The sequence below is a fragment of the Brucella gallinifaecis genome (assembly GCF_006476605.1).
In the GTDB taxonomy this organism is placed as follows: domain Bacteria; phylum Pseudomonadota; class Alphaproteobacteria; order Rhizobiales; family Rhizobiaceae; genus Brucella; species Brucella gallinifaecis.
In genome coordinates this window covers 28,136-52,532 of the sequence record NZ_ML636807.1, presented here as the reverse complement: position 1 = coordinate 52,532, position 24,397 = coordinate 28,136, and the positions used below count along the sequence as shown (strand labels likewise).

The window sequence follows — 24,397 nt, the reverse complement described above, 5'->3', positions numbered from 1 at the left end:
AGCAAAGGCTTTCTTGATGGCGCGTGTTGGTATTGAAACCAAGAAATCCAGAAAGCGTCCTGTCACGATTGTGATCATCATGCTTGTGCTGATAGCTGCCTATACAGCCGGGTGGTTTTATATTTCCGGCAAGATTGAAGGCCGCGCAAAAGCCGATATAGCAAGGCTTGCATCACAGGGGGTAGGTGTTCAGTGTGAAGATCTGCACATGGGCGGTTATCCGTTGCGAGTGAATGTGGTTTGCGCAAGCATTTCATGGCAGAAGCCTTCCGAGGGCATGGCGTTTCGGGCTGGGCGTTTTACATCAGGCTCACCGGCTTATGCGCCACGCTCGCTTAGTAATGAGCTGACTGGTCCTGCATTCATTGAGTTTCCGGGTCTACAGCCACTGGAAATTAATTGGAGTAGGTTTACTTCGAATACACGTCTTGCCCGTCCATTTCCGACTGCGATTGAATTGAATGCGCGGGATGTGAATGTGGGCTTGCGCACCGAAACTACGACGACAGAACAGATCAGTACGGTTGAACAGATCAGCCTTCGCCTGAGCAGCGAGGATGATCTGCTTGAAATCAATGGCCGTTTTGCTGGGTTAAAGCTTGAACCATTTTTGATCGGTCATGCCAAAAGCCCAGAAATAGATGGTCTTGTTGATATGCAGATCGAAAATGCCGCGACTTTTCTTGCTGCCAGTCCGTCCCCGTTCAGCGAGCGGATGCGCGGCCATAGCGGTGTGATCAATCAGGCATTTTTATCTATGCCAAATGGAGCTATGATTTCGGTTGCCGGGCCGGTGGCTGTTGATGCGGAGGGTAAAATTAACGCGGATCTCAAAGTCACGCTGATTAACCCACAATCGTTTGCGCAGGCCGGCCAAACCATTTTCCCTGAACAGGGCGGCAATATTGCTACGGTTCTTTTTGCTCTTTCTGCCATGCCGAAAGATGAAAAGGGCAATCCGACAATGGATATTACCATTCGTGACGGACGGGCCCGTGCCGGTTTTATTCCGCTTGGTCGGGTGCCAGAATTATAAAAAAGGGCAGTTTTTATACTGCCCTTTTTTGATTATTCTTCGTTATTTGTCCGGGAGGCTGTTTGACGCCCGAAGTTGGGCGCATCAACTTCCTGACCGGCATCGATGATGCTGCGTCGCACTGCACGTGTGCGTGTGAACAGATCAAAAAGTGCTTCACCATCACCCCAGCGGATCGAGCGCTGCAAGGAAGCAAGATCTTCCGAGAAACGAGCCAGCATTTCAAGGATTGCGTCCTTGTTATGCAGGCAGACATCTCGCCACATCGTCGGGTCTGATGCTGCCAGACGTGTAAAGTCGCGAAAACCTGAAGCCGAATATTTGATGACTTCCGATTTTGTGACCTGTTCCAGATCACTGGCGGTGCCGACAATATTGTAAGCGATGATATGTGGAAGATGCGAGACGATGGCCAGCACCAGATCGTGATGCTGTGGGTCCATCTGGTCAAGACGCGAACCGCATTTTGTCCAGAAGGCGGAAAGCTTGTCGATTGCCGTTTGATCGGTATCGGGCAAAGGTGTGAGAATGCACCAGCGATTGGTGAAAAGCTCGGCAAAGCCTGCATCCGGGCCGGAATATTCCGTGCCCGCAAGCGGGTGGCCAGGAATGAAATGCACGTTCTGCGGCAGTTCCGGCTGCATTTGTGCAATGACCGAAGCTTTGGTCGAGCCGACATCTGTGACGATGGCACCGGGTTTGAGGCTGGATGCAATCTGTCGCGCAACAGTGCCGGATGAGCCGACTGGCACCGATATGATGACGAGGTCGGCATCTTTGACGGCTTGCGCACTATCGGTTGAATAGCTGTCGCCAAGGTTGAGTTCCTCGGTGCGTTTGAGGGTTTCTGCGCTGCGTGTGGCAATGGCGATATGATTGGCCAGACCTTCGCGGCGGATGACACGCGCTAAGGATGAACCGATGAGACCAATGCCAATAAGTGTGATTTTGTTAAATTGAATATCAGACATTGTTCTGTTTTAAAAACTCGATAAGAGCGGCGACAACACCGCGATTGGCTTCTTCCGTGCCGACGGTCATGCGCAGTGCATTCGGGAAGCCGTAGCTACCCACACGGCGCAGAATATAACCGCGCTTGCAAAGCCATTCGTCAGCCTTATCCGCTGAATGGGTAGCATCATCGGGGAAGTGCATCAGCAGGAAGTTGGTGACAGATGGTGTCACGCGCAGCCCAAGCCTGGTGAATTCATCCGTCAGCCATGTCAGCCATTTTTCATTGTATTCGACAGACTTTACCACATGCGCACGGTCACGGATCGCAGCAGCCCCTGCCGCAATTGCTGCCGCATTCATGTTGAAGGGACCGCGAATCCGGTTCACAGCATCAATGATGTGCAATGGTGCATACATCCAGCCGATCCGCAGGCCCGGCAGACCATGAATTTTTGAGAATGTGCGGGTCATGACGACATTTTCGTTTGATGAGACCAGCTCAAGACCTGATTCATAATCATTGCGACGAACATATTCCGCATAGGCAGCATCGAGCACCAGCAGAACAGTCTTTGGCAGGCCGGCGTGAAGACGACGTACTTCCTCAAATGGCAGATAGGTGCCGGTCGGATTGGCTGGATTGGCAATGAACACGATTTTTGTGCGTGGGGTTACACCAGCAAGGATCGCATCGACATCAATGCGCTCATTCTTTTCTTTCACAGTTACAGGCGTGGCGCCTGCGCCAAGGGTCTGGATTTTGTAAACCGCAAAACCGTGTTCAGTGATGATGGCTTCATCACCCGGTGCAAGATAGGTCTGGCAGAGCAGGCCCAGCAATTCATCCGAACCATTGCCGCAGATGATATTGCCGATGTTAAGCCCTTGCGTCTCGGCAATTGCTTCACGCAATGCAATTGCCTGTCCATCGGGATAAAGTGCGAGTGTATCGGCCAGATATCGATAGGCCTCCACAGCATGGGGGCTGGGTCCGATCGGTGTCTCATTGGAAGAAAGCTTATAGACCTTTGCAACGCCTTCTACATGTTCCTTGCCTGGCACATAGGCTGCAATGTCGAGCAGGCCGGACTTAGGCTGGGGACGGGAAAGATTTTGCATATTGGTCATGATTTTGGCTCCGCCAAAAGGACTGATGTTAAGGTTACGTTGCGGGCATAAACCGCTGCTGCGTTCAAGTCGAGAAAAACCTTGGGCATAAGGACTCTAGCGCTATTTATTGGCTTCTTTCGAGGTGGTTTTTCTCAAACCGCTGACCGGCGTTCCCTGTGGAGCGAGAACGGGGACAAAAACCCGTCGTGAGGAGCGTTGTGCAACCGGCAGACCCTGATAGAGACGCTTTTGTGCTTCAATTACAAGAACGCCGGAAAATAACGGCCACAGTTTGCGGCCAATCTTTTCGGCAGCCATGCAGGGGCGCATCATCCAGCGGCGTTTTACAGGCGGAAAATACAGCGCATTGCTGATTGTGTTCACGCTGAAATTGGCTTCGCGCAGCAGGGCGGTCAATTGTGTGCGGCTATAAGGACGACCGCTGCCAAATGGTGTGCGATCAAGCCGTGCCCAGACGCCACGCCGGTTGGGAACCACAATGACGAGGCGTCCATTGGGAGCAAGCACACGCCACATTTCCTTGAGCGTTTCGGAAGCATTTTCAGAATATTCCAGTGCGTGCACCATCAATACGCGATCAATGGAAGAATCAGGCAAGGGCAATTCTTCATCAAAGACAAGTGCAGTGCTGGATTTGCCCGGTGATGGCCATGCAACGGCCCCCTGTCCCGCAGGCATGAAAGCAAAGCTTCGTTCCGTATCAGCGCTGAAACGATCAAGGTAAGGAAGGCTATAGCCAAGACCAACAAGCCTTTCGCCCGGAACATGCCCCCACAGCGCTGCCAGCGCCATACGAATGGAGCGTTCGGCGAGGTGGCCAAGAGTGGTTTCGTAAAAGGAACGCAGTTCGATAATGTCCGTATGCATGGCAGGCACGCTATATCAAATCAATGAAATGGCAAATGATTATCCGCTATTCTCTTGTTCTCAAACTCGTGCACTGCAAAGGGTACATTTTTCTCAAAGCATGGTATAGAGCGTGCCTTTCGAAGCAACTATGCTTATAAATCAGGAGACGTAGCAGATGCCTCAGGTAGGCGGCAAAACCATTGACGTGCTTTTCAGCCCGGAGGAAATCGCTGCGCGTAATCTCGCGCTGGCAAAAGAAATAGCCGGGCGCGATTTTCATAATCTGCTGACGATTTCCATTCTCAAAGGGTCTTTCATCTTTGCAGCCGATCTTATTCGCGCGATGCATGATGCCGGTGTTGAACCGGATGTCGAGTTCATCACCGTTTCAAGCTATGGCAAGGGGACGACCAGTAGCGAAGTGCGCCTGTTGCGTGACATCGACAGCGATGTGAAAGACCGTGATGTTTTGTTGATCGATGATATTCTCGAATCAGGCAAGACTCTCAAATTCGTGCGTGAACTGATGCTTGAACGCGGAGCACGCAGTGTCAGCATCGCTGTCCTTCTCGACAAGAGCGTGCGTCGCAAGGTCGATCTTGATGCCGATTTCGTGGCGTTTGAATGCCCCGACTATTTTGTCGTCGGTTATGGCATGGATGTTGCCCATTCGTTTCGGCAGTTGCCCTATGTGGGACATGTCCGTGACTAACCTTGAGATTTCGGCTCTAACGGCCTGCAAATAGCGCTTTGCTATGCTTCCGGTGCTCATGTACGAAAAGTACATTCCGCTCCGGTTCTCGCAAATCACTATTTTCGGCACGTTATAACCAAAATCTCCCGCGGCTAGTGGCATATGCTGCCAAAGTCGGGTGAGTAAGCCTAATCGAACTGCAGCAATCGCTGGAGATATTCCTTCTCCATCTGTGGTGTCAGTGCGTCGCCGAGCTTGCGGCGGATTGCATCGAGGATTTCACGGGCGCGTTGAATATCAATTTCGCCCGGAACCTTGACGCCATTGTCAATAGACATGCCGTTGCTACCCTGCTGACGGCCGAGTGGATCACGGCCATTCTGCCCCTGTTGTCCGCTCTGGCCCTGACCATCCTGTCCCATGGCCTGCTGCATTTGCTGCATCATATCACGACCACCGCGGCGCAGAGCTTCGAGCGCATTTCCCTGCTGGTCGCCAGCTTCAGTGCTTTCGCTGCGACCAAGAGCATCGGCGGCATTTCCCATGGATTTACCCGCTTCGGAGAAATCCTTATTGGGGTCTATGCCCATATCTTTCAGGTCTTCGCCAAATTTCTTCAGTTCCTGCTGAAGGGCCTGTTGCTGTTGTTGCAGCCTGCGCATGGCTTCAGCCATTTCCGATGAGGTTTCACCGGACTGGCCGCCTTGCTGCGATTCGCCTTGCGCAATGGTTCCATCATCACCCGGCAGCATATCTTCATCGCCAAATAGACCATTGCCATATAGCTGCTGCTGCATCTGCTGATCGAGTTTGAAGGTCTCGTTCATCATCTGCTGCTGACGGCGCATCAGATCGCCCAGCTTGTTCATCTGCTGTTGCATAGGACTAGCCTGACCCTGACCCTGGCCTTGCTGACCTGCTTGAGACTGTTGCCCCATTTGCAGATTGTTCATCATGTCCTGCAATTGCGACAGAAGCTGTTCTGCCTGATCACGCGATCCCTGACGGGCCAGATTTTCAATCTGGTCCATCATCCGTGCCAAATCCTTGTCGGTCAGCATGCGCGTATTCGGGTCCATTGGCTGATTGCGGGCATTTGGATTCTGTTGCTGGCGCTGGGCAAATTCATGCAGGAATTGCTGCATTGCCTCGCGCAATTGTGCAGTCAGCTTTTCGATCTCTTCCTGCGAGGCGCCATTCTGCAAGGCATTGCGCAAAGCTTCCTGCGCCTGACGCAGGCGCTTTTCGGCTGCTGAAAGATTGCCGTCTTCAATGCCCAGTGCCACCTGCCACATATAGTCTGCCGTATCGCGCAGTGCATCGTCGCCGGTTGCAAGCCGTAAGCGGGTGCGGATCGTCACGAGACCAAGATAATGGGCCTTGTCCTTGATCGTCTCTTCCGGGCGGATCATCAGCGCTGAAAGCATATCGCGGACATGATCACGCTGAGTGGCATCAAGCGCCAGTATCCGGCGCTGCTCTGCAACAGCCTTTGCCAGCGGATTGGAGAAAGGACGCTCGGGAAGAGTAATGATCTTTGTCTCACTGCGTCCGAATTTGCCTGCGGCATCGGTTGCAACAAGTGTCAGCGCAACTTTTTGACCAGCCCATGGGTGCTGGGTCAGGTCTTTGGATGTGCTTGCTTCCTTTGTCCCACGACGCGGCAGGGCGAGCGGCAGGTCCGGCGCATCATAGAGAGGCGCTGTTTCTTCGTCTTCATGGTCGATATCGAGCGGAACGATCTCTCCATAGGCTTTGATCGCACCATAATCATCGGAAATTTCGTAGGCGAGCTGCAAGGTGCCATTGAGTGCATGGCCGGGCTCTTTGGTAAAATGGATGCTTGGAGGATTGTCGGGCGTTACCGCAAATGTCCAGCGCATATTGATGCCGGACAGTGTCAGGGTCTGGTCCTGTTGAAGATCGTAACGGAAGCTACGGCTTTTATCGGCAAGCGTTCCTTGTGTTTCGTCTTCTTTGGGCAAGACGGGCTTTATTTCACTGCGGTGGCCGGTTGAATCCGTCGTGGTCAGTCGTTCAGAACCGCCGCCAATAATACGAATATTGACGATGCTGCCTTGTGGCACCGTGATTGGCTTTTCGACATTCGCTTCATCCAATGTCGTGCTGAGGAATATTGGTGCGCGTCCGGTATATTGGGGTGGTGTTACCCATGCATCAATACGCGTAACTGATGATGGCGACCCTGTCCGAATGTTGAAAGCATCAGAAATATGGCCGCTATTCGGGCTGATACTAAAAGCTGCGGCGGTCACAAACAGCAGTGCTACGATTGCACGCAATGCAAGAGGGTCGCGTTCTGGAATATGCGGGCGCGGAATACCCGATTGCAGGTTTTTAAGCCGTTCGGCCATGCGGCGCTTATGTTCGTGCCAAAGTGCTAAGGCAAACGGATCATTGTTTCCTGTTGCCATTTCCCAGCTTTGGACAGCCAGCGGTTCATGGATCAGCCCGTTTACATCTTCAATGCGGGTGGTGATTGCATTTTCATCAGGCCGTTTAAAACGAAAAGGCAGATAAAGGGCAATAATGCCTGCAAGGCCAAACAGTCCGAGCACCGCAATATGCAACCAGCGCGGCATCAGCGCAAAAAGGCCAAGCCAGCTTAAGCTTGCAAAAAGTGCAATCAGCAGAATCAGTGGCAAGATAAGCGGCCATAGCCGCTCGAAACTGAGGGTCAAAAAACTTTGCAGACGCAAGCGCCTGAGTGCTGCATCTTCACCGGAAAACAGCTTGAAAAACGCATCGCGCTTGCGGTTTGGCAAGTCCTTGCTGTCTTTTCTTTGCTGTGTCATCGGGGCTTTCTGATGCGTGTGACGTTTGTGTTGTATTCACAGAATAACACGCATCATGGCAAAGACGAGGCTATGGTCTTAATTAGAGCGCGTTTTGATCTGATTAAATCAGATTGGCGCTCTAATCATTGTTTTTAACGCGCATCTTATCCGAAAACCGCTTCACATTTTTCGGGATGCGCTTATAGCCAGTCCGGTACAGAATCGAGTGCCAAAAGCTCTTCATAGGTCCGGCGTGGACGAATGACGTGATAGCGATCACCATCCACCAGCACTTCCGGGATCAGAAGGCGGCTGTTGTAGGTGCTCGACAGAACCGCGCCATAAGCACCCGTTGTGCAAACCGCAATCAGATCGCCGGGAGCGGGTTTTGCCACTTCACGGTCAAGGCCGAGATAGTCGCCGGTTTCACAGACGGGTCCAACAAAATCGGCACGAATGCGCGGGGCATTATCCCTGGTTTCGATGACAGGCTTGATGTCGTGGAAAGCCTCATAAAGGGTCGGACGAATGAGGTCATTCATCGCCGCATCAACGATGATGAAGTTCTTGGCGTCACCTTCTTTGACGAAAATTACTTCTGTCACCAGAAGACCGGCATTGCCGACGATCAGACGGCCCGGCTCAAATACGGTCTTGAGGCCGAGCGGCTTGATGTGTTTCGCAACGATTTGCGCATAGGCAACCGGCAGTGGCGGCGGATTGTTATCGGTACGATAAGGAATGCCCAAACCACCACCGACATCGACATGGCGCAGATTGTGGCCATCGGCCTGCAATTCCTGCACAAGCTGCGCCATGAGTGCAAAAGCACTGTCGAAAGGCTCAAGATCAATGATCTGGCTTCCGATATGCATGTCAATGCCAACAACGTCGATACCGGGCAGGCTTGCTGCACGCGCATAGGCCTGACGGGCTTTTATGCGTGGAATGCCGAATTTATTTTCCGATTTTCCGGTCGAGATTTTGGCATGGGTCTTGGCATCGACGTCCGGATTGATGCGTAGCGAGACTGATGCAACCTTGCCCGCTTTCACTGCACGGGCAGAAAGAATTTCAAGCTCAGGTTCAGATTCGACATTGAAGCAGTAAATGCCTGTATCAAGCGCAAAATCCATTTCGCGCGGAGTTTTGCCAACGCCGGAGAATACGATTTTGCTGGCCGGAATGCCTGCGGCCAAGGCGCGGCGAATCTCGCCTTCTGAAACCGTGTCAGCGCCTGCGCCAAGCCTGGCGAGGGTTTTAAGCACAGCGAGATTAGAATTGGCCTTCAACGCATATGTCACCAGCGTATCCATGTCAGCGAAAGCTTCGCTGAAAACGCGGAAATGACGCTCGATGGTTGCGCGGGAATAGACATAGAAGGGCGTGCCGACATGCTGCGCAATTTCAGGCAGGCTCAGATTTTCGGCGTGCAGAATGCCGTTGCGATATTCGAAATGATTCACGGGAAACAGTCCCTGCTTGATCAGGAATTAGAGGATTTTGTCGAGGATGAAGGGCTTGTCTTCCTTCGGTTTCTCGACCGTTCGGCCCTGCTCATTGGTGATCATCTGCGCAGGTGGCGGTTCAAGCGGACCTGCTCGACCGCAAGCGGAAAGAGTAGCAGCAAGAGCTGTTATCAGAAGCACGGAAGAAATGGCGGAGCGGCCTGTCATCTGCTTTGGTTCCCGGAAATTGTCCTATGGGTCAGGTCTAACCCAAAATGTCAGAAAGTGAAATCACTCCTTTAACAGTGACTTCACTTTGATTGTCAGCTTACGCTTTCGCGATGCGATTTTTCCAGTAAGCAATCTGGTTGCGTACCTGCTGCGGAGCAGTGCCGCCAAAGGATTGGCGGCTTTCGACTGACTGCTCAACCGTCAGATAGCCGAAGATTGCATCGGTAATGCCCGGATTGATTGACTGCAGGTCTTCAAGCGAGAGTTCTGCGAGATCAATCTGCTTGCTTTCAGCCAAAGCCACAGCGCGACCTGTCACATGATGCGCATCGCGGAAAGGAAGCCCCAGTTCACGCACCAGCCAGTCAGCAAGATCGGTCGCCGTTGAATAGCCGGAACCGGCAGCTTTTTTCATAGCGTTTATATTGACGCTCAGATCGCGCACCATGCCGGACATTGCAGCGATTGCCAGTTCCAGATTTTCAGCAGCGTCGAAAACCTGTTCCTTGTCTTCCTGCATATCCTTGGAATAGGCAAGCGGCAGCCCCTTCATGATGGTCAGCAGTGCCACGAGCGAACCATTGATGCGACCGGTCTTGGCGCGTACAAGTTCGGCAGCATCGGGGTTTTTCTTCTGCGGCATGATCGAAGAGCCGGTCGAGAAAGCGTCGGACAAGCGGACGAAATTGAACTGGGGTGTGGACCAGATGACGATTTCTTCAGCCAGACGCGACAGATGACCGGCACAGATTGCAGCCAGCGACAAAAATTCCAGCGCATAGTCGCGGTCGGAAACGCTATCAAGCGAATTACGGGTTGGCTCACGGAAACCAAGGCTTTGTGCGGTCATGTGACGATCAATCGGGAAGCCTGTGCCTGCAAGGGCCGCTGCACCCAGAGGCGATTCGTCCATGCGCTCAATAGCATCGTTTACACGCGACAGATCGCGGCCAAACATTTCCACATAGGCCATGCAATGATGGCCAAAAGTGACAGGTTGTGCCGTTTGCAGATGTGTGAAACCCGGCATGACGGTTGCTGCATGTTCTTCTGCGCGTTCAAGAAAAGCTTCGATCAGGCCTTTAAGGGCGGCGGCGGTTTTCTGCATTTCGCGCTTGACCCAAAGGCGGAAATCAACCGCTACCTGATCATTGCGCGAACGGGCCGTATGCAGACGCCCGGCGGATGCGCCAATAAGATCGGCCAGTCGCGCTTCAATATTCATATGAATATCTTCCAGCTTGCGAGAGAAGGTAAATTTGCCGTCCTCAATTTCTTTCAGGATGGTTTTCAGGCCGTCTTCAATCTTTTTATGATCTTCTGCCGTAATGATGCCTGTCTTTGCAAGCATGGCAGCATGGGCGAGAGAACCTTGAATATCCTGCGCATAGAGCTTGCGGTCGAAGCCGATCGATGCATTGATCTCTTCCATGATTGCATCGGGACCTGAGGCAAAACGGCCGCCCCACATCTGGTTGCTTGATTTTTGTTCGCTCATGCTCGTATGCCTCGAATGCAAGATTAAAGGAAAGTGACGCGAGATGGCAGAAGACAAGGTTAAGGCAAAATCAGGCAATCGGAAGATTGTCCTTCTTGCAGCGCTTGCCGGTGTCATCGCCGGTATAGGCGCGGTATACGTGATGAAACAGCCTTCTGGCAATGCTGCCAGCAGCAATGTTTCAGCGAAATCGGATGCAGCTTCCGCACAATGTGCGTTGAAGGCTGAAAGTTTGAAGAGCCTTGCTGAGGCCGCAACGGGCGGCGTTGCCGCCATGCGTGCAGCTGAAAAGCCTATTTCAGTGGCTCATATTGCTTTCAATGGGCCAGATGGCAAGCAAATGACGCTTGGTGATTACAAGGGCAAGACGTTGCTTGTAAACCTTTGGGCGACATGGTGCGCACCGTGCCGGGAAGAAATGCCCGAACTTGATAATCTGCAAGCGCAAAAGGGCGGCAGCGACTTTGATGTGGTTGCTATCAATATCGATACCGGATCGGATGAGAAGCCAAGCAAGTTTCTTGAAGAGATCGGCATCAAGAGCCTGAGCCTCAACCGTGATGCCACCATGTCGAGCTTTAATGAGTTAAAGCGCAAGAATCTGGCTTTTGGCCTGCCAGTTACTTTGCTGGTCGATAAGGATGGTTGCCAGATTGCGTCGATGAATGGCCCCGCTCCATGGGATGGCCCGGATGCCATCAATCTGATTGAAGCTGCGCAAAAACTTTAGATAGACAAATATCTCATTTGGTGGCTTCCTTCTTTCTATAAAGGGGATATTACAGATGAGTATGGAAGTCTGGCTGGCATTTTCTGCTGCATCCATTGTGCTTTTGATTATTCCGGGACCAACGATTTTGCTGGTGGTCTCCTATGCGCTTGGTCAGGGCTGGAAAGCAGCTCTCCCCATGGCAATCGGTGTGGCGCTTGGTGATTTTACCGCCATGACGCTGTCCATGCTGGGGGTCGGTGCACTTCTCGCCACGTCGGCGACAATATTTACTGTCGTGAAATGGGTTGGTGCTGCCTATCTCATCTGGCTGGGTATAAAATTGTTTCGGGCCGGTGGCAAAATGGACGCCAAAGCGCGGCACGATGAGGTGAAGCCAGTGCGGATGCTGCTTCATGCATGGCTGGTGACGGCGCTAAATCCCAAAAGCATTACCTTTTTTGTGGCTTTCCTGCCGCAGTTCCTGAGCCCGCATCGGGATTTCATGACGCAGATGCTGGTCTTTGAAACGACGTTCCTTGTGCTGGCATTTCTCAATGCCTTTGCTTATGCGCTGATTGCCACGCGCGCCCGTCGTTTCTTTGCCAATGAGCGTGCTTTGCGCATTTTCAATCGGGCCGGTGGAACAATGTTGATCGGGGCTGGTGTTGCAACAGCCTCTATCCGATCAAGCTGATTTAAAGCCGGAGCGCTTGAGCTGGACGATTGCCAGTTCAAGGGCTGACAGAAATGCCGAACGGTCCCTGGGAGAAAAGGGGGCCGGTCCGCGCGTGGTCTCGCCTGCGGAGCGCAGTGAATCCATCAGATTGCGCGTTGCAAGTGTGTTGCCGATGGTGCTTGCCGTATGAACCTTGCCATTGGGTGCGATGACCGATGCACCCATTTCAATCGACCGGCTCACAAGCGGAATATCTGCCGTAATCACAATAATTCCGGGTCGGGAGTTTTCAGCAATCCAGTCATCGGCTGCATCAAGCTTGTCAGAGACAATCACCCGTTCCACACGTTCTGCATCACGCGGTATGGCGATATAGCTGTTGGCGACCAGCACAACAGGCAGATTGTGCCTTTCGGCAACACGGTAGACTTCCGCCTTTACGGGGCAGGCGTCGGCATCAACAAAAATGCGGATTGTATCGTTCTGAATATCCATGAGGTTTCATAGGCAGAAGTAAGCCATTTGGCAAATTGATCATAGCAATCAGATTTATGCGATAGCTTAATGGATGCAACGGGATTAGAGGGAAGAAAACAGGAACGTCTGCATCATGGCCACCCGCTATTTCCCGATCATGTTTGTGCTGCTCTGGGCCACCGGCTTTATCGGGGCAGGGCTTTCCATGCCCTATGCAGAACCGTTCAGCTTCATGGCGGTGCGGTTTTCTATTGCAGCTCTCATCATGATCATATGGGCAATGGCAAGTCGCAGTGTCTGGCCAAGAGGCAAAATATTACTCAATGCGGCAATTGTCGGCTGCCTCATCCATGGGGGTTATCTTTCAGCGCTTTTCTGGGCCGTGCATCATGGTTTGCCAGCGGGAATGTCCGGGCTTGTTGCCGGGCTGCAACCCATGCTGACTACGCTGATTGCGGCAGTTCTGCTAGGAGAGCGGGCCAGCGGGCGTCAATGGCTGGGGTTACTCATCGGCTTTCTTGGGGTGACGATGGTGGTCTGGCCTAAATTTTCGGGCCATAGCGGTGTTGATCCGCAAAGCCTGCTGGCAGCTTTTATTGCTGTTCTTGCGATCAGCACCGGCACAGTCTGGCAGAAGCGTTTTGGCACGGCTGCGGATATTAAAACCGGGACGGCAGTGCAATATATTGCTGCCGCAGCAATGACTGCAATTTGTGCTTTTGCATTTGAAACACGGATTATGGTCTGGTCGCCGCCGATGATCTTTGCGCTGGTCTGGTTGACGCTTGCGATTTCCATCGGTGCAATTCTGGCGCTGCTGGTGATGATCCGCGAAGGCGCGATGTCGAAGGTCGCATCACTTTTTTATCTGGTGCCAGGTACTGCTGCGATCATGGCCTATCTGATTTTCGGGGAAACGCTTGGTCCCATTCAGATTGCCGGCATGGTCGTAACGACACTTGGTGTGGCCCTGACTACCCTGCGTCGATAACTACCTTGCGTCGATAAGTTCGGGTTGTTGTTCCCGTTTGCGGAAGATCATGATTGCTGCGTTGATTTCTGCACCGATAATGAAGATCGCTGAAAGCATATAGAGAAACACGATTGCCACCATGATAGAGGCAAGACCTGCATAGGTGGTGACATAGTTTGCAAATGTTTCGAGATATTTTGCAAAGGCAGTTGCGGCGGCCAGCCATGCAATCAAGGTGATGCCGATGCCGGGGAGAATGTCGCTGATGCGGCGTTTTCCGGCAGGCAGCCATATATGTACCATGAATAGTGCCAGCACCAGAACGATGACAGTAATCGTATAGCGCCAGATAGCGATTGTGCCGGTGAAGGGTGCAATGTCGGGAAACCATTGTTCGGCCAGACGCACAGCAAGCGGAGCAAGAACCAGCAGAAAGCTGATCGCCATCAGGCTGATTGTCCCGATAAGCACGAAGCCAAGGCTTTGCAGGCGACAGAAAATAATCGAGCGCTGGTCGGTTACGCGATAGGCGCGATTGAGTGACATGCGAAGCGCTTCCACACCGTTAGAGGCAAAATAGGCGGCGGCGATCACACTCATCGTCAGAAGCCCTCTGCGCTGAACCGTCAGGACATTCATCACCTCATTGGCAATGGGGGCTGCGATATTGGAGGGCCACATGTCGAAAACCACATGTACGGCATTATTTGCAAATTCCTTGGTGCCCAGAAAACCGGCAAGTGTTGTTGCAAATATCAGAAAGGGGAACAGCGCCATCAGTCCTGAAAGCGCTATATGAGAGGCAAATGCCCAGCCATCATCGCTGCTGAAATGATTATAAACATCGAAGGTGATCTGCCGGAGAAAACGCCTGATTTTTCGCATCCGCAGATTAATCCTTCGGTCGACTGACATTCATTTCAAACGCTTTTAAATCTAGTATTAGATTCAATATTGCAAGGGGATAGTCGTTTTAAACTGGTTACGAATCAAGCACTGTGACCAAAAAGCAGAAGCGGAATCCATATATGGTCTTTGACAATGTGAAGCGAAACATTCTTATAACCGGTTGCTCTTCCGGTATTGGTGCCTATTGCGCGACAGCTTTGCATCAGGCCGGGTGGCGCGTGTTTGCCACTGCACGTAAAGATGATGATATTGCAGCATTGAAAGCCAAGGTGATTGAGGCTTTCTATCTCGATTATACCGAGCCGCAATCAATCGCAGCGCTGGTTGATGAAGTCTTGCGTGCAACCGATGGCAGGCTGGATGCGCTTTTTAACAATGGTGCCTATGCGCAGCCGGGGGCAATCGAGGATCTTCCGGTTGAAGCGTTACGCATGCAGTTTGAAGCCAATTTTTTTGGCTGGCATGATCTCACACGGCGTATAATTCCCATCATGCGCAAGCAGGGCCATGGCCGGATCGTTCATTGTTCGTCTATTCTGGGGCTTGTGCCGATGAAATGGCGCGGTGCTTATGTGGCATCGAAATTTGCGCTTGAAGGCCTGATGATGGCGCAACGCATGGAGCTTGAAGGCTCCGGCATTGAAGTATCGTTGATTGAGCCGGGTCCGATTGCCTCTCAGTTCACTTATAATGCCGCCATTCATGCCCGTGCAAATATTGATCTTGAGCATTCCGTGCATCGCGAACTCTATCAGCGCCAGATGGCAAAGCTTGATGGTGGCGGAACGAAATCCAAAAACAAGCTTGGCCCGGAAGCGGTTTACGCGGTACTTCTTCATGCATTGGAAGCGCCAAGGCCGCGTCCGCATTACGTGGTTACACGACCGGCAAAACTGGGTATTCTGGCACGGCGTCTGCTGCCATCACGCTGGCTATATAAAATGCTGTCTGACCAGTCCTGAGTTTAGAAAAAGACGGCAGACCATGGGAGGACTATAAATGGGTTTTGTGTTCAAGGCAGCGGTTATCGTGGCCGTTGTTGCAGTGGCTATTGTTCTGATTATTGGCCTGCGCAATATGATGCGCGGTGGTGACGGCAATTTCTCCAACAAGATGATGCAGTTGCGTGTCCTGTTGCAGTTTGTTGCAATTTTGCTGGTCATAGGCGCTATCTATTTTGCAAGACAGGCAAGCGGACAGTAACAATGGTGAAACTCAACAAGATTTATACACGCACGGGTGATGATGGCACAACGGGCCTGACATCGGGTGCACGTCGTCTGAAATCGGATCTGCGTGTGGAGGCCTATGGCACGGTTGATGAGACCAATGCCTGTATTGGTCTTGTGCGGCTTCATACTGATAGTGCAGATTACAAGCATATTGATGTGATGCTTATGCGTATTCAGAATGATCTGTTCGATCTTGGCGCCGATCTTTCAACACCTGATGATGGCGAACCACTGGCTTACGAGCCGCTGCGTATTGTTGCCTCGCAGGTTGAGCGGCTTGAATCTGACATTGATTATCTGAATGCGGATATTCCGCCACTGCGCTCGTTCATTCTGCCGGGAGGTTCGGCGGCGTCAGCGGCCCTGCATCTGGCGCGTACTGTTTCCCGAAGGGCTGAAAGGCTGATGGTGGCGCTTGCCAAGGTTGAGGGCGAAGTGGTCTCGAAAGAGGCGCTGCAATATATCAACCGCCTCTCCGATTTTCTGTTTGTCGCCGCACGCTCCGTCAATGATAATGGTGCGAGGGATGTTCTTTGGGTGCCGGGCCAAAACCGATAGGCATTGCCGTGAGGCCTGACGACAATGCGCGTTGCGGCTGGATTTAAACGCCGCGCTTATTGCCCCAGATCAGCACATGAAGCTGGGGCAGGACACGCGCCTCAAACCAGCGATCTGCCATTACCTTGTCGATCAGCCATTCCATGCGGTTCATGATACCATCCATATCGATGCGTGCATCGTCATCTTCGGGTGGGGGCGGCGTGTGATTGCCGGGCTGAAGATAGATGGGGAGATGCGGGTGAAGTGCCGATGTCGCCTTCGCAAAAGCATAATCTGCATCGTCAAAGACCACGAATTTCAGCACAGTCTTTGGTTTTGGTCCAGCTGCATCGATGCAGCTGGCAAGTGCATTCCAGTCTGTTTGCATGCCGCTTGAAGGCGGTTTCGGGCTGAGTACAAGTGTATCGAGTTTGGCGAACCAGTCTTTTGCTACCGATCCCTGGGTTTCCAGTGCAAAGCGATAATTTTGCGCGTGACCATGATCGATCAGTGGCCCCAAAGGCTGAATGGCTGGATTGCCGCCAGAAAGTGACACTGTTATGGGCTTTTTTCCTGAAAGTGTCGTCACTTCTTGCCATATGGCATCAATGCTCATCGGTTTCCAGTCATGGCGAAAACGGCTTTCAACAGCGTGCAGACTGTCACACCATGCGCAGCGATAGTCGCAGCCACCTGTGCGCACAAAAACAGTCGGCTCGCCGCTTAATACGCCTTCGCCCTGAATGGTTGGACCGAAAATCTCGCTGATGCGGATTTCGGGACCGGCTTTCATATTCTATTTCCGGGCCGATATTCCGCCCATGTTTTGGGCGTTTCACTGACCCTTACAGCGGTGACTTCCTGCCAGCGCGTCTTGCACCAGTCATAAAGGTGACGTGCCAGAAACTCTGCCGTTACACGATCATGCCCAAGCACATCATTGAGATGACGGTGATCAAGTTCATTATCAATATAGTGCTTTAACGGCGCAAGCTCGTGATAATCACGGACAAAGCCATGCTGATCGAGATCATTGGCGGATAGTTCAATTTCCACGATATAGTTATGCCCGTGCAACCGTGCGCATTGATGATCGGCGGGGAGCTGTGTCAACTGATGCGAAGCAGAGAAATGGAACTCCTTGGTGATGCGAAACATCAGGCGCTCCTATTTTCGATTGTCGAGCGCCAGAAATCAGCATCTTCATAACGGGTCGGATCCGTGATGCCTGCGAGGTGAAAGGCCTCGCGTCGTTCAACACAGGTGCCGCAACGCCCACAATGATGCTCGCCGCCCTTGTAGCACGACCATGTTGCCTCAAATGGTGTCTTGTATTTTGCACCATCGATCACGATGTCGCTTTTGGACTTTTGAACATATGGTGCAAGCAGCCGAATATCGGCATAGCCCTCCAGCGCATGATTTTGCATGGTCTGGAAAGCATTGATAAAGCCGGGACGGCAATCTGGATAAATGAAGTGATCACCACCGTGAACAGCAAGCGCCACGGCGTCGGCTTTTTGTGCTGCTGCTACGCCAAAAGCGATAGTCATCATGATGGCATTGCGGTTGGGAACAACGGTTATTTTCATTGTTTCTTCGGCATAATGACCATCGGGCACATCAATTTTATCAGTCAGCGCCGAGCCTGTCAGACTGGCCCCGATCGGGCTGATATCGATGATCTGGTGCGCAACGTTAAGCCGTCTGGCACAGGCCTGTGCGAAGCTCAGTTCCTTTTTGTGTCGTTGGCCGTAATCGAAAGAGATAAGGCCAGTGAGTTGATGTTCCGCTGCAATTTTATGAGCAAGCGAAACTGAGTCCAATCCGCCGGAGCAGATGACAAGTGTCTTCATTGTTTTGAGTCCTTGTTTTGACCGGGTAGGCTGCGACCGGATATTTAGGCTGCTTTCCTAGCCCATGGGTTTGAGCTTGTAAACGCCATGAAAGTGGGAGGATCAGAAATGATGCGGTGAAGTGTGTTGAAGACTATCAAACTGATTATATGCACTCCGATGAATGTTAGGGGCAGGACTCATTGATTTGATGAGAATGGCATCTGAAATGACCAGATATGCAAGGAGAGACGTGAGGACCGGGGTAGTTCCCCCGGTTGAGCGGCTCGACGCAGCAGATCGTCACGTCATTTCGATGTCCGAAGGATGTGGCCCATCCGCCCGGCCTACTTCGTCGAAAAGTCTTGAAAATGAACCACATTTCCTACGTCTTTTCTTCTCGTATCCGAACGGATGGCCTCACACCATTCCCGTCAAATCAATGAGTCCTGACCCTAGTGCGAAAACGGAATGATTATCTGCCAGAATATATGCATTTAAATCGATATTGCCGCCCATACGCGATTGACGCGCACGTCAACCGTCTTTAGGTTTCGTGCCGGTTCCTGATGCTGCGGGGGAGTGCTGGATTTAACGGTGTTTCTGTCAGCAGCGTTGTCATGTCGGATTCTGGCATGCGGGCAAAGATTCATGGCGGCATAGTCAGGTCGCAAAAGTCATTGAAGAGGTAATCGCGGATGAAAGTCCTTGTCGCAGTAAAGCGGGTTGTAGATTACAACGTAAAGATCCGTGTTAAGGGTGATGGTTCAGGCATTGAGCTTGCCAATGTCAAGATGTCGATGAACCCTTTTGACGAGATCGCGGTTGAAGAAGCGATCCGTTTGAAGGAAGCTGGCAAGGTTACGGAAATTGTCGTGGTTTCTGTTGGACCGGCACAGGCGCAGGAAACATTGCGTACCGCTCTTGCCATGGGGGCTGACCGTGCAATTCTGGTCAAGACTGATGAAACAGTCGAGCCGCTTGGCGTTGCCAAGGTGCTGAAGGGCGTGGTCGAAGCTGAACAGCCGGATCTCGTATTCCTTGGCAAGCAGGCGATTGATGACGACAGCAACCAGACCGGCCAGATGTTGTCGGCACTGCTCAACTGGAGTCAGGCAACTTTTGCATCGAAAGTTGAGCTCGGCGACGGTTCGGCCAAGGTCACGCGCGAAGTCGATGGCGGCCTTCAGACCATTGATGTGAAGCTTCCGGCGATTGTTACGGTTGATTTGCGTCTTAACCAGCCGCGCTATGCATCGCTGCCAAACATTATGAAAGCCAAGAAGAAGCCGCTTGATGAAAAATCACCGGCTGATTTTGGTGCTGATATTGCGCCGCGCCTCAAGGTTTTGAAAACTGAAGAACCGGGTGGCCGCAAGGCTGGCGTGAAGGTTGGTTCGGTTTCTGAGCTGGTTGAGAAGCTTAAAGCCGACGGCGTATTGTAAGACATCGGAAGGGATAAACACATGGCTATTCTTCTTATCGCCGAACATGACAATGCAAGCCTTTCCGATCAGACTGCAAAGGCGCTGACAGCAGCAGCCAGGATCGGTGGTGATATTGATATTCTGGTTGCAGGCAAGGGCGCAAAAGCTGTGGCCGATGCTGCCGCCAAGCTTGTCGGTGTGCGCAAGGTTCTGCTTGCTGAAAGCGATGCGCTGGAAAATCGTCTGGCTGAGCCGCTGGCAGCGACAATTGTTGAACTGGCGAGCAATTATGACACGATCATTGCGCCAGCAACGACCTCTGCCAAGAATGTGCTGCCGCGCGTTGCAGCGCTTCTTGATGTGATGCAGCTTTCGGAAATCATGGAAGTTGTGTCCGCTGACACTTTCAAGCGTCCGATCTATGCAGGTAACGCGATCCAGACTGTGCAGTCGAGTGATGCCAAGAAGGTTATTACGGTTCGCACGGCGTCTTTCTCGGCAACGGGCGAAGGCGGTTCTGCTCAAGTTGAAAGTGTCAATGCTGCGAACGATCCTGCGCTTTCGAGCTTTGTTGAAAATGCATTGTCGGGTGGTGATCGCCCGGAACTGACCTCTGCCAAGATTATCATCTCGGGTGGCCGTGCACTTGGTTCGTCGGAAAAATTTGAAGAAGTGATTCTTCCTGTTGCTGACAAGCTGGGTGCAGCGGTTGGCGCCAGCCGTGCAGCGGTTGATGCTGGCTATGCACCAAATGACTGGCAGGTTGGTCAGACCGGCAAGGTGGTTGCGCCTGAACTTTACATCGCGGTGGGTATCTCGGGTGCGATTCAGCATCTGGCAGGCATGAAAGACAGTCGCATAATCGTAGCGATTAACAAGGATGAAGAAGCACCGATCTTCCAGGTGGCCGATTATGGTCTTGTCGGTGATCTCTTCACTCTGCTGCCAGAGTTTGAAAAAGCGCTCTGATTGAACGAAAAGGCGGTAGGCTCAACCTGCCGCCTTTTTAAATTTTATACGCAGGAGCGGCTCGCGTGACGGTCTTGCAATTTTTTGCTTTTAGCTGTCTTGTGAGGCAGGCTTTTTATAAGCGCGAATGCGTATGCATGGAGGAGTAGATACTGTGGCAATTAAAACGGTAGGTATTGTTGGCGCTGGCCAGATGGGTGGCGGAATTGCTCATGTATGCGCATTGGCAGGATATGAAGTGCTTGTGCATGATGCATCGGCTGAACGTCTTGAAAAAGGAATTGCCACAATCAATGGCAATATGGCCCGGCAGGTTTCTTCCGGTAAGCTTCAAGAACAGCAGCGTGCGGATGCGATGAAGCTGATCCGTGCGGCCAATTCGATGGAAGATCTTGCTGGCGTCGATCTGGCCATTGAAGCTGCGACTGAAGATGAGACCATCAAGCGCAAGATTTTTAGCCAGCTTTGTCCCGTGCTCAATCCCGAAGCGATTGTTGCAACCAATACATCTTCGATTTCGATCACGCGCCTGGCATCAACAACTGATCGCCCGGAACGTTTTATCGGTATTCATTTTATGAATCCGGTTCCGTTGATGAAACTGGTTGAACTGGTTCGCGGTATTGCAACCGATGAAGAAACTTTTCGCAAGTCGAAGGATTTTGTCACCGCGCTTGGCAAGACTGTGACGGTTGCTGAAGATTTTCCGGCTTTTATCGTCAATCGTATTTTGCTGCCGATGATCAATGAAGCGATCTACACGCTCTATGAAGGCGTTGGTAGCGTAGAAGCGATTGATACGGCGATGAAGCTTGGTGCAAATCACCCGATGGGTCCATTGCAGCTTGCTGACTTTATCGGTCTTGATACTTGTCTGTCGATCATGCAGGTGCTGCATGATGGCTTGTCGGACTCGAAATATCGTCCATGCCCGCTTTTGGTCAAATATGTTGAAGCTGGCTGGCTGGGGCGTAAGACCGGGCGTGGCTTTTATGATTATCGTGGTGAGACCCCCGTTCCGACACGCTAATTAAAGATGTAACAACTGAGCTGACAAGCCGGTGTTCGCACCGGCTTTTTATTGTTGTCTTTTTTATTGGTGGCTAATTTCCCACACTTGTGGAAAAGCTGAATATCCTTACCGTTAACTTAACCTTAACCATGCGGATTCAGGGGTTGTTCATCTTTAATTGTTAAAGTTTTCATTAAGATGTTGGGAGCAAAAAAACATTGCTTTAACCCTATGCGGGTTTGCGCCTGGCATCATTTTCGAGAAGCAATTTGGTGAAGAGGTGAAGGCGATGAACATTATAGTTCAGCTGCGTGACAGCGTTAATGTTATTCGTGAATTCGTCGCACCAAGCTACAGGCCCGAGCGCCATTACATGCGCGGACCTGGCCCGGCTTGCGCGGCGCGTACAACGAACTGATTTATGAATTAAAGCGCGTATGATCTTATTTTTAGATCATACGCGCTTTAATCGTGGCTTATTCCAGACCTTCAAACAGTGCAGTTGAGAGGTAACGTTCTGCGAAGGATGGAATGATGATGACGATGTTCTTGCCCTTGTTTTCAGGGCGCTTGCCAACCTCGATAGCAGCGGTCAGTGCAGCACCCGACGAGATGCCGACGGGAATGCCTTCGAGACGTGCAATCAGGCGCGAATTGGCAAATGAATCTTCGTTGGAGACCGGAATGATCTCATCATAAACACCGGTATCCAGTGTTTTGGGTGCGAAGCCTGCACCAATGCCTTGAATCTTGTGTGGTCCCGGAGTGCCGCCGGAAAGAACCGGTGAATCTTTCGGCTCGACAGCAATGACTTTAAACGATGGCTTGCGTGCCTTAATGACCTGACCAACGCCGGTGATTGTGCCGCCTGTTCCAATGCCGGAAATAAGAATATCGGCTTCACCATTGGTATCGTTCCAGATTTCTTCAGCCGTGGTCAGGCGATGAATTTCAGGATTGGCCGGGTTTTCGAACTGTTGTGGAATGATGGCATTCGGGTTGCCTTCAGCGATTTCTTCCGCTTTGGCAATTGCGCCCTTCATGCCTTTTGCGCCTTCGGTCAGAACAAGCTCTGCACCGAGCAGCTTGAGCAGTTTTCGGCGCTCAACTGACATGGTTTCCGGCATGGTAAGGACAAGCCGGTAGCCCTTGGCGGCTGCGGCAAAGGCCAGAGCAATGCCCGTATTGCCAGAGGTTGGCTCTACGAAAACCGTCTTGCCAGGAACTGCTTTGCCTTGAGCTTCCAGCGCTTCGATCAGGGCAAGGCCGAGGCGGTCTTTCACACTGGCCAATGGGTTGAAGAACTCAAGCTTTACCAGAAGATTTGCTTCTACGCCGTTTTCCCTGGCAAATTTATCAATACGTACCAAAGGGGTATTGCCGATGGTATCGAGGATGGAATCATAGATGCGCCCGCGTCCCGCAGTTGCGCCGCTTTTTTCGCCAAGTGACTTGCTCATGGAATAATCTCCTTATGTTTGAAATGGATTTTAGGAGGAAATAGCGCAAAAGCATAGCTGGCCCTGTGCGTGTTCTGTTTATATTTTGGAATTATTTTCTTAAAAATTCAATTATCAAGAATTATATTTCACTCATTAGAGTGCTGCTGATGCGGATAGTCATGGGCATGCAAAATGCTCATGCGTTAACTTCAAATATTTTTCTGTCTCTTCCGATAAGATAATTGTTTCTTTTAGCATTTCTGCCTGATTGATCCTTATCAATGTTCATATTCATAGATGTGAATATGGTTGGATCGTGATCACAAACTGGAGGTTTGGGCTATGTATAAAACTATTTTGATTGCAACGGATGGATCTGAGCTTTCTGATAAGGGGCTTGAACAGGGCGTGGCGCTGGCCAAACAGCTTGGCTCCAGAGTGGTGCTGGTTTCTGTCACGGAGGTTTTGCCCTCTTATGGTATTGTTGTGGCCGCCGAATGGGCCTCCAGCCCCGCTGCCTTTCAGGAATATCGGGAGGCGATCACCAAAGCTGCATCTGATCTGCTTAAAACAGCAAAGGCAAAAGCCGAAGCTGCGGGCGTTGATGCTGAAACTTTACATATTGAGAACCAGTCGCCAGCGCAGGGAATTATCGAAGCTGCTGAAAAAACCGGTAGCGATCTGATCGTGATTGCGTCGCATGGTCGTCGTGGTGTTAATAAATTGCTGCTTGGCAGTCAGGCCGCAGAAGTGCTTTCCTTCAGCAAAGTGCCCGTTCTGGTGGTTAAATAATATAGGCTCTAGCGCAATCGCGGGGTTAACCTCATCACGTGATGTGATGGGGAAGGACAGGTGATTGCCGCAGGTTTCTCAGTTGATTTAGCTGGTCGTGATATTAGCGCAATGGGGTCTTAGTACAAGGGACACGCGCCTATGATCGCCAAGGCTAATTTATTGTTTAAAAGTAATTGCAAGGAAAGATGGTGCGGGTGGTCGGAATCGAACCGACACTCCTTTCGGAACCGGATTTTGAGTCCGGCGCGTCTACCAGTTCCACCACACCCGCACATGACTGACAAAGCAGTTTAGTATGGTCCACAAATGGACAGCGGAGAGGGATATACCGACTAAACGAAATAAGGTCAATCGCTCTTGAACGGCTTGATTGATTATAGTTTCAATCAAGCGCAATCTCATGGCCGGTAGGCAAGGAGGATTTTTTATACGAGGCATTATGTGCGTGCATCTGCGAACCCTTCAGAATGCACGCCGTTTTGATATTGTGGTCTAATCAAGCAAATTCACCGGCGCAGTCTGAATTCTATAATGTTCCAGAACACAAGAAAACAGATCAGGCCAAGAACAATTATGTCAATAGTCTTTAAATAAGAGAGATATTCCAACATAGCGCATCTCCTTCCCAAGGGAGGCGCGTTGGATTTTGTCAATCGGCAAAGAAGGTCGAAATAATAAATCCATTTATAGTTGCTTTAGTAAAACAGGAAGCAACTTGTTAAGACCCTCATTATTGCCTGCAATATTATATTTCAGGCG

General features: G+C 51.4%; 26 protein-coding genes and 1 tRNA gene. 13 read left to right on the top strand and 14 right to left on the bottom strand.

Translation table 11 applies throughout. From position 1 onward, the window contains the following. Window positions 1-16: 16 nt before the first annotated feature. A complete protein-coding gene (locus tag FHY56_RS12280) occupies window positions 17-1,036 on the top strand; it encodes a DUF2125 domain-containing protein (protein WP_140905493.1) in 1,020 nt (339 codons plus the stop codon). Window positions 1,037-1,068: 32 nt separating this feature from the next. Here the strand turns inward: FHY56_RS12280 and FHY56_RS12275 are convergent, their stop codons facing one another. The 3 genes from FHY56_RS12275 to FHY56_RS12265 all read right to left on the bottom strand — a co-directional run bounded on the left by FHY56_RS12275 (window position 1,069) and on the right by FHY56_RS12265 (window position 3,988). Continuing rightward, window positions 1,069-2,007 (bottom strand): prephenate/arogenate dehydrogenase family protein, encoded by a 939-nt coding sequence (locus FHY56_RS12275; protein WP_140905492.1) that lies wholly within the window; start codon window positions 2,005-2,007, stop codon window positions 1,069-1,071. After that, a complete protein-coding gene (hisC, locus tag FHY56_RS12270) occupies window positions 2,000-3,118 on the bottom strand; it encodes a histidinol-phosphate transaminase (RefSeq protein ID WP_140905491.1) in 1,119 nt (372 codons plus the stop codon). The genes FHY56_RS12275 and hisC overlap by 8 nt, the downstream gene beginning before the upstream one ends. Before the next feature lie 102 nt (window positions 3,119-3,220). Then, on the bottom strand, window positions 3,221-3,988 hold the full coding sequence (locus FHY56_RS12265) for a class I SAM-dependent methyltransferase (protein WP_140905490.1): 768 nt from the start codon (window positions 3,986-3,988) through the stop codon (window positions 3,221-3,223). A 157-nt stretch (window positions 3,989-4,145) separates the two neighbouring features. Here FHY56_RS12265 and hpt point away from each other — a divergent pair, with 157 nt between their 5' ends. Beyond that, entirely contained in the window at window positions 4,146-4,682 is a 537-nt protein-coding gene (hpt, locus tag FHY56_RS12260; RefSeq protein ID WP_140905489.1) for a hypoxanthine phosphoribosyltransferase, read from the top strand. A 170-nt stretch (window positions 4,683-4,852) separates the two neighbouring features. On the opposite strand, the gene FHY56_RS12255 is transcribed toward hpt, so the two are convergent. The 4 genes from FHY56_RS12255 to argH form a co-directional block, all read right to left on the bottom strand. Further along, on the bottom strand, window positions 4,853-7,480 hold the full coding sequence (locus FHY56_RS12255) for a TIGR02302 family protein (RefSeq protein WP_140905488.1): 2,628 nt from the start codon (window positions 7,478-7,480) through the stop codon (window positions 4,853-4,855). A 182-nt stretch (window positions 7,481-7,662) separates the two neighbouring features. Further along, the gene (lysA, locus tag FHY56_RS12250; RefSeq protein WP_140905487.1) at window positions 7,663-8,928 is read right to left on the bottom strand and encodes a diaminopimelate decarboxylase; all 1,266 of its coding nucleotides are present in this window, start codon (window positions 8,926-8,928) and stop codon (window positions 7,663-7,665) included. A 27-nt stretch (window positions 8,929-8,955) separates the two neighbouring features. Beyond that, entirely contained in the window at window positions 8,956-9,138 is a 183-nt protein-coding gene (gene lptM, locus FHY56_RS12245) for an LPS translocon maturation chaperone LptM (RefSeq protein WP_140905486.1), read from the bottom strand. 100 nt (window positions 9,139-9,238) lie between these two features. Next, window positions 9,239-10,639: an argininosuccinate lyase gene (argH, locus tag FHY56_RS12240; protein WP_140905485.1), complete on the bottom strand. Its 1,401-nt coding sequence runs from the start codon at window positions 10,637-10,639 to the stop codon at window positions 9,239-9,241. A 43-nt stretch (window positions 10,640-10,682) separates the two neighbouring features. Between argH and tlpA the strand changes: the two genes are divergently transcribed. Further along, window positions 10,683-11,369, top strand: a complete 687-nt coding sequence (gene tlpA / locus FHY56_RS12235) for a thiol:disulfide interchange protein TlpA (RefSeq protein WP_140905484.1) — start codon at window positions 10,683-10,685, stop codon at window positions 11,367-11,369. Window positions 11,370-11,424: 55 nt separating this feature from the next. Beyond that, window positions 11,425-12,045: a LysE family translocator gene (locus FHY56_RS12230; RefSeq protein ID WP_140905483.1), complete on the top strand. Its 621-nt coding sequence runs from the start codon at window positions 11,425-11,427 to the stop codon at window positions 12,043-12,045. Here the strand turns inward: FHY56_RS12230 and FHY56_RS12225 are convergent. Further along, the gene (locus FHY56_RS12225; RefSeq protein ID WP_140905482.1) at window positions 12,037-12,522 is read right to left on the bottom strand and encodes a YaiI/YqxD family protein; all 486 of its coding nucleotides are present in this window, start codon (window positions 12,520-12,522) and stop codon (window positions 12,037-12,039) included. The two genes, FHY56_RS12230 and FHY56_RS12225, sit on opposite strands and share 9 nt — an antisense overlap. Window positions 12,523-12,637: 115 nt before the next feature. Here FHY56_RS12225 and FHY56_RS12220 point away from each other — a divergent pair, with 115 nt between their 5' ends. Continuing rightward, window positions 12,638-13,495: a DMT family transporter gene (locus tag FHY56_RS12220; protein ID WP_140905481.1), complete on the top strand. Its 858-nt coding sequence runs from the start codon at window positions 12,638-12,640 to the stop codon at window positions 13,493-13,495. On the opposite strand, the gene FHY56_RS12215 is transcribed toward FHY56_RS12220, so the two are convergent. Further along, window positions 13,496-14,362: a YihY/virulence factor BrkB family protein gene (locus tag FHY56_RS12215; RefSeq protein WP_140905480.1), complete on the bottom strand. Its 867-nt coding sequence runs from the start codon at window positions 14,360-14,362 to the stop codon at window positions 13,496-13,498. Window positions 14,363-14,505: 143 nt separating this feature from the next. Between FHY56_RS12215 and FHY56_RS12210 the strand changes: the two genes are divergently transcribed. From FHY56_RS12210 to FHY56_RS12200, 3 genes are read left to right on the top strand one after another with little or no spacing between them, the layout of a single operon-like run. Next, window positions 14,506-15,348, top strand: a complete 843-nt coding sequence (locus FHY56_RS12210) for an SDR family oxidoreductase (protein WP_140905479.1) — start codon at window positions 14,506-14,508, stop codon at window positions 15,346-15,348. Window positions 15,349-15,385: 37 nt separating this feature from the next. Further along, window positions 15,386-15,589: a twin transmembrane helix small protein gene (locus FHY56_RS12205; RefSeq protein WP_140905478.1), complete on the top strand. Its 204-nt coding sequence runs from the start codon at window positions 15,386-15,388 to the stop codon at window positions 15,587-15,589. A 2-nt stretch (window positions 15,590-15,591) separates the two neighbouring features. After that, window positions 15,592-16,176 (top strand): cob(I)yrinic acid a,c-diamide adenosyltransferase, encoded by a 585-nt coding sequence (locus tag FHY56_RS12200; protein WP_140905477.1) that lies wholly within the window; start codon window positions 15,592-15,594, stop codon window positions 16,174-16,176. Window positions 16,177-16,219: 43 nt separating this feature from the next. Here FHY56_RS12200 and queE read toward each other — a convergent pair whose 3' ends face one another. From queE to queC, 3 genes are read right to left on the bottom strand one after another with little or no spacing between them, the layout of a single operon-like run. Then, window positions 16,220-16,951, bottom strand: a complete 732-nt coding sequence (gene queE / locus FHY56_RS12195) for a 7-carboxy-7-deazaguanine synthase QueE (protein WP_140905476.1) — start codon at window positions 16,949-16,951, stop codon at window positions 16,220-16,222. Continuing rightward, entirely contained in the window at window positions 16,948-17,316 is a 369-nt protein-coding gene (queD, locus tag FHY56_RS12190) for a 6-carboxytetrahydropterin synthase QueD (protein WP_140905475.1), read from the bottom strand. Before queD ends, queE begins: the two co-directional genes overlap by 4 nt. After that, window positions 17,316-18,014, bottom strand: a complete 699-nt coding sequence (gene queC / locus FHY56_RS12185) for a 7-cyano-7-deazaguanine synthase QueC (protein ID WP_140905474.1) — start codon at window positions 18,012-18,014, stop codon at window positions 17,316-17,318. Before queC ends, queD begins: the two co-directional genes overlap by 1 nt. 677 nt (window positions 18,015-18,691) lie before the next feature. Here queC and FHY56_RS12180 point away from each other — a divergent pair. From FHY56_RS12180 to FHY56_RS18285, 4 genes are all read left to right on the top strand, one after another. Then, a complete protein-coding gene (locus tag FHY56_RS12180) occupies window positions 18,692-19,438 on the top strand; it encodes an electron transfer flavoprotein subunit beta/FixA family protein (protein WP_140905473.1) in 747 nt (248 codons plus the stop codon). Between the two features lie 21 nt (window positions 19,439-19,459). Continuing rightward, entirely contained in the window at window positions 19,460-20,389 is a 930-nt protein-coding gene (locus FHY56_RS12175) for an electron transfer flavoprotein subunit alpha/FixB family protein (RefSeq protein ID WP_140905471.1), read from the top strand. 154 nt (window positions 20,390-20,543) lie between these two features. Continuing rightward, window positions 20,544-21,419 (top strand): 3-hydroxybutyryl-CoA dehydrogenase, encoded by an 876-nt coding sequence (locus tag FHY56_RS12170; RefSeq protein ID WP_193556784.1) that lies wholly within the window; start codon window positions 20,544-20,546, stop codon window positions 21,417-21,419. Window positions 21,420-21,690: 271 nt separating this feature from the next. Beyond that, complete coding sequence (locus tag FHY56_RS18285) at window positions 21,691-21,819, top strand: hypothetical protein (RefSeq protein WP_268898926.1); 129 nt, start codon at window positions 21,691-21,693, stop codon at window positions 21,817-21,819. Window positions 21,820-21,877: 58 nt separating this feature from the next. Here the strand turns inward: FHY56_RS18285 and cysK are convergent, their stop codons facing one another. Beyond that, window positions 21,878-22,861 carry a cysteine synthase A gene (cysK, locus tag FHY56_RS12165; RefSeq protein WP_140905470.1) on the bottom strand — a complete coding sequence of 328 codons (984 nt, stop codon included), beginning with the start codon at window positions 22,859-22,861 and terminating at the stop codon, window positions 21,878-21,880. Between the two features lie 324 nt (window positions 22,862-23,185). Between cysK and FHY56_RS12160 the strand changes: the two genes are divergently transcribed. Further along, a complete protein-coding gene (locus tag FHY56_RS12160) occupies window positions 23,186-23,635 on the top strand; it encodes a universal stress protein (RefSeq protein ID WP_140905468.1) in 450 nt (149 codons plus the stop codon). Window positions 23,636-23,824: 189 nt separating this feature from the next. Here FHY56_RS12160 and FHY56_RS12155 read toward each other — a convergent pair. Further along, window positions 23,825-23,909 (bottom strand) — tRNA-Leu (locus tag FHY56_RS12155). Between the last annotated feature and the right edge of the window lie 488 nt (window positions 23,910-24,397).

Excerpts from the sequence above, each read along its gene's own strand:
- queD (WP_140905475.1), bottom strand. The coding sequence starts at position 17,316 with ATGTTTCGCATCACCAAGGAGTTCCATTTCTCTGCTTCGCATCAGTTG.
- hpt (WP_140905489.1), top strand. The coding sequence starts at position 4,146 with ATGCCTCAGGTAGGCGGCAAAACCATTGACGTGCTTTTCAGCCCGGAG.
- FHY56_RS12280 (WP_140905493.1), top strand. The coding sequence starts at position 17 with ATGGCGCGTGTTGGTATTGAAACCAAGAAATCCAGAAAGCGTCCTGTC.
- queC (WP_140905474.1), bottom strand. The coding sequence starts at position 18,014 with ATGAAGACACTTGTCATCTGCTCCGGCGGATTGGACTCAGTTTCGCTT.
- FHY56_RS12220 (WP_140905481.1), top strand. The coding sequence starts at position 12,638 with ATGGCCACCCGCTATTTCCCGATCATGTTTGTGCTGCTCTGGGCCACC.
- FHY56_RS18285 (WP_268898926.1), top strand. The coding sequence starts at position 21,691 with ATGAACATTATAGTTCAGCTGCGTGACAGCGTTAATGTTATTCGTGAA.
- FHY56_RS12180 (WP_140905473.1), top strand. The coding sequence starts at position 18,692 with ATGAAAGTCCTTGTCGCAGTAAAGCGGGTTGTAGATTACAACGTAAAG.
- cysK (WP_140905470.1), bottom strand. The coding sequence starts at position 22,861 with ATGAGCAAGTCACTTGGCGAAAAAAGCGGCGCAACTGCGGGACGCGGG.
- FHY56_RS12210 (WP_140905479.1), top strand. The coding sequence starts at position 14,506 with ATGGTCTTTGACAATGTGAAGCGAAACATTCTTATAACCGGTTGCTCT.
- FHY56_RS12255 (WP_140905488.1), bottom strand. The coding sequence starts at position 7,480 with ATGACACAGCAAAGAAAAGACAGCAAGGACTTGCCAAACCGCAAGCGC.
- FHY56_RS12200 (WP_140905477.1), top strand. The coding sequence starts at position 15,592 with ATGGTGAAACTCAACAAGATTTATACACGCACGGGTGATGATGGCACA.
- FHY56_RS12275 (WP_140905492.1), bottom strand. The coding sequence starts at position 2,007 with ATGTCTGATATTCAATTTAACAAAATCACACTTATTGGCATTGGTCTC.
- FHY56_RS12225 (WP_140905482.1), bottom strand. The coding sequence starts at position 12,522 with ATGGATATTCAGAACGATACAATCCGCATTTTTGTTGATGCCGACGCC.
- hisC (WP_140905491.1), bottom strand. The coding sequence starts at position 3,118 with ATGACCAATATGCAAAATCTTTCCCGTCCCCAGCCTAAGTCCGGCCTG.
- FHY56_RS12265 (WP_140905490.1), bottom strand. The coding sequence starts at position 3,988 with ATGCATACGGACATTATCGAACTGCGTTCCTTTTACGAAACCACTCTT.
- tlpA (WP_140905484.1), top strand. The coding sequence starts at position 10,683 with ATGGCAGAAGACAAGGTTAAGGCAAAATCAGGCAATCGGAAGATTGTC.
- FHY56_RS12175 (WP_140905471.1), top strand. The coding sequence starts at position 19,460 with ATGGCTATTCTTCTTATCGCCGAACATGACAATGCAAGCCTTTCCGAT.
- argH (WP_140905485.1), bottom strand. The coding sequence starts at position 10,639 with ATGAGCGAACAAAAATCAAGCAACCAGATGTGGGGCGGCCGTTTTGCC.
- queE (WP_140905476.1), bottom strand. The coding sequence starts at position 16,951 with ATGAAAGCCGGTCCCGAAATCCGCATCAGCGAGATTTTCGGTCCAACC.
- FHY56_RS12215 (WP_140905480.1), bottom strand. The coding sequence starts at position 14,362 with ATGCGAAAAATCAGGCGTTTTCTCCGGCAGATCACCTTCGATGTTTAT.
- FHY56_RS12230 (WP_140905483.1), top strand. The coding sequence starts at position 11,425 with ATGAGTATGGAAGTCTGGCTGGCATTTTCTGCTGCATCCATTGTGCTT.
- FHY56_RS12160 (WP_140905468.1), top strand. The coding sequence starts at position 23,186 with ATGTATAAAACTATTTTGATTGCAACGGATGGATCTGAGCTTTCTGAT.
- FHY56_RS12205 (WP_140905478.1), top strand. The coding sequence starts at position 15,386 with ATGGGTTTTGTGTTCAAGGCAGCGGTTATCGTGGCCGTTGTTGCAGTG.
- lptM (WP_140905486.1), bottom strand. The coding sequence starts at position 9,138 with ATGACAGGCCGCTCCGCCATTTCTTCCGTGCTTCTGATAACAGCTCTT.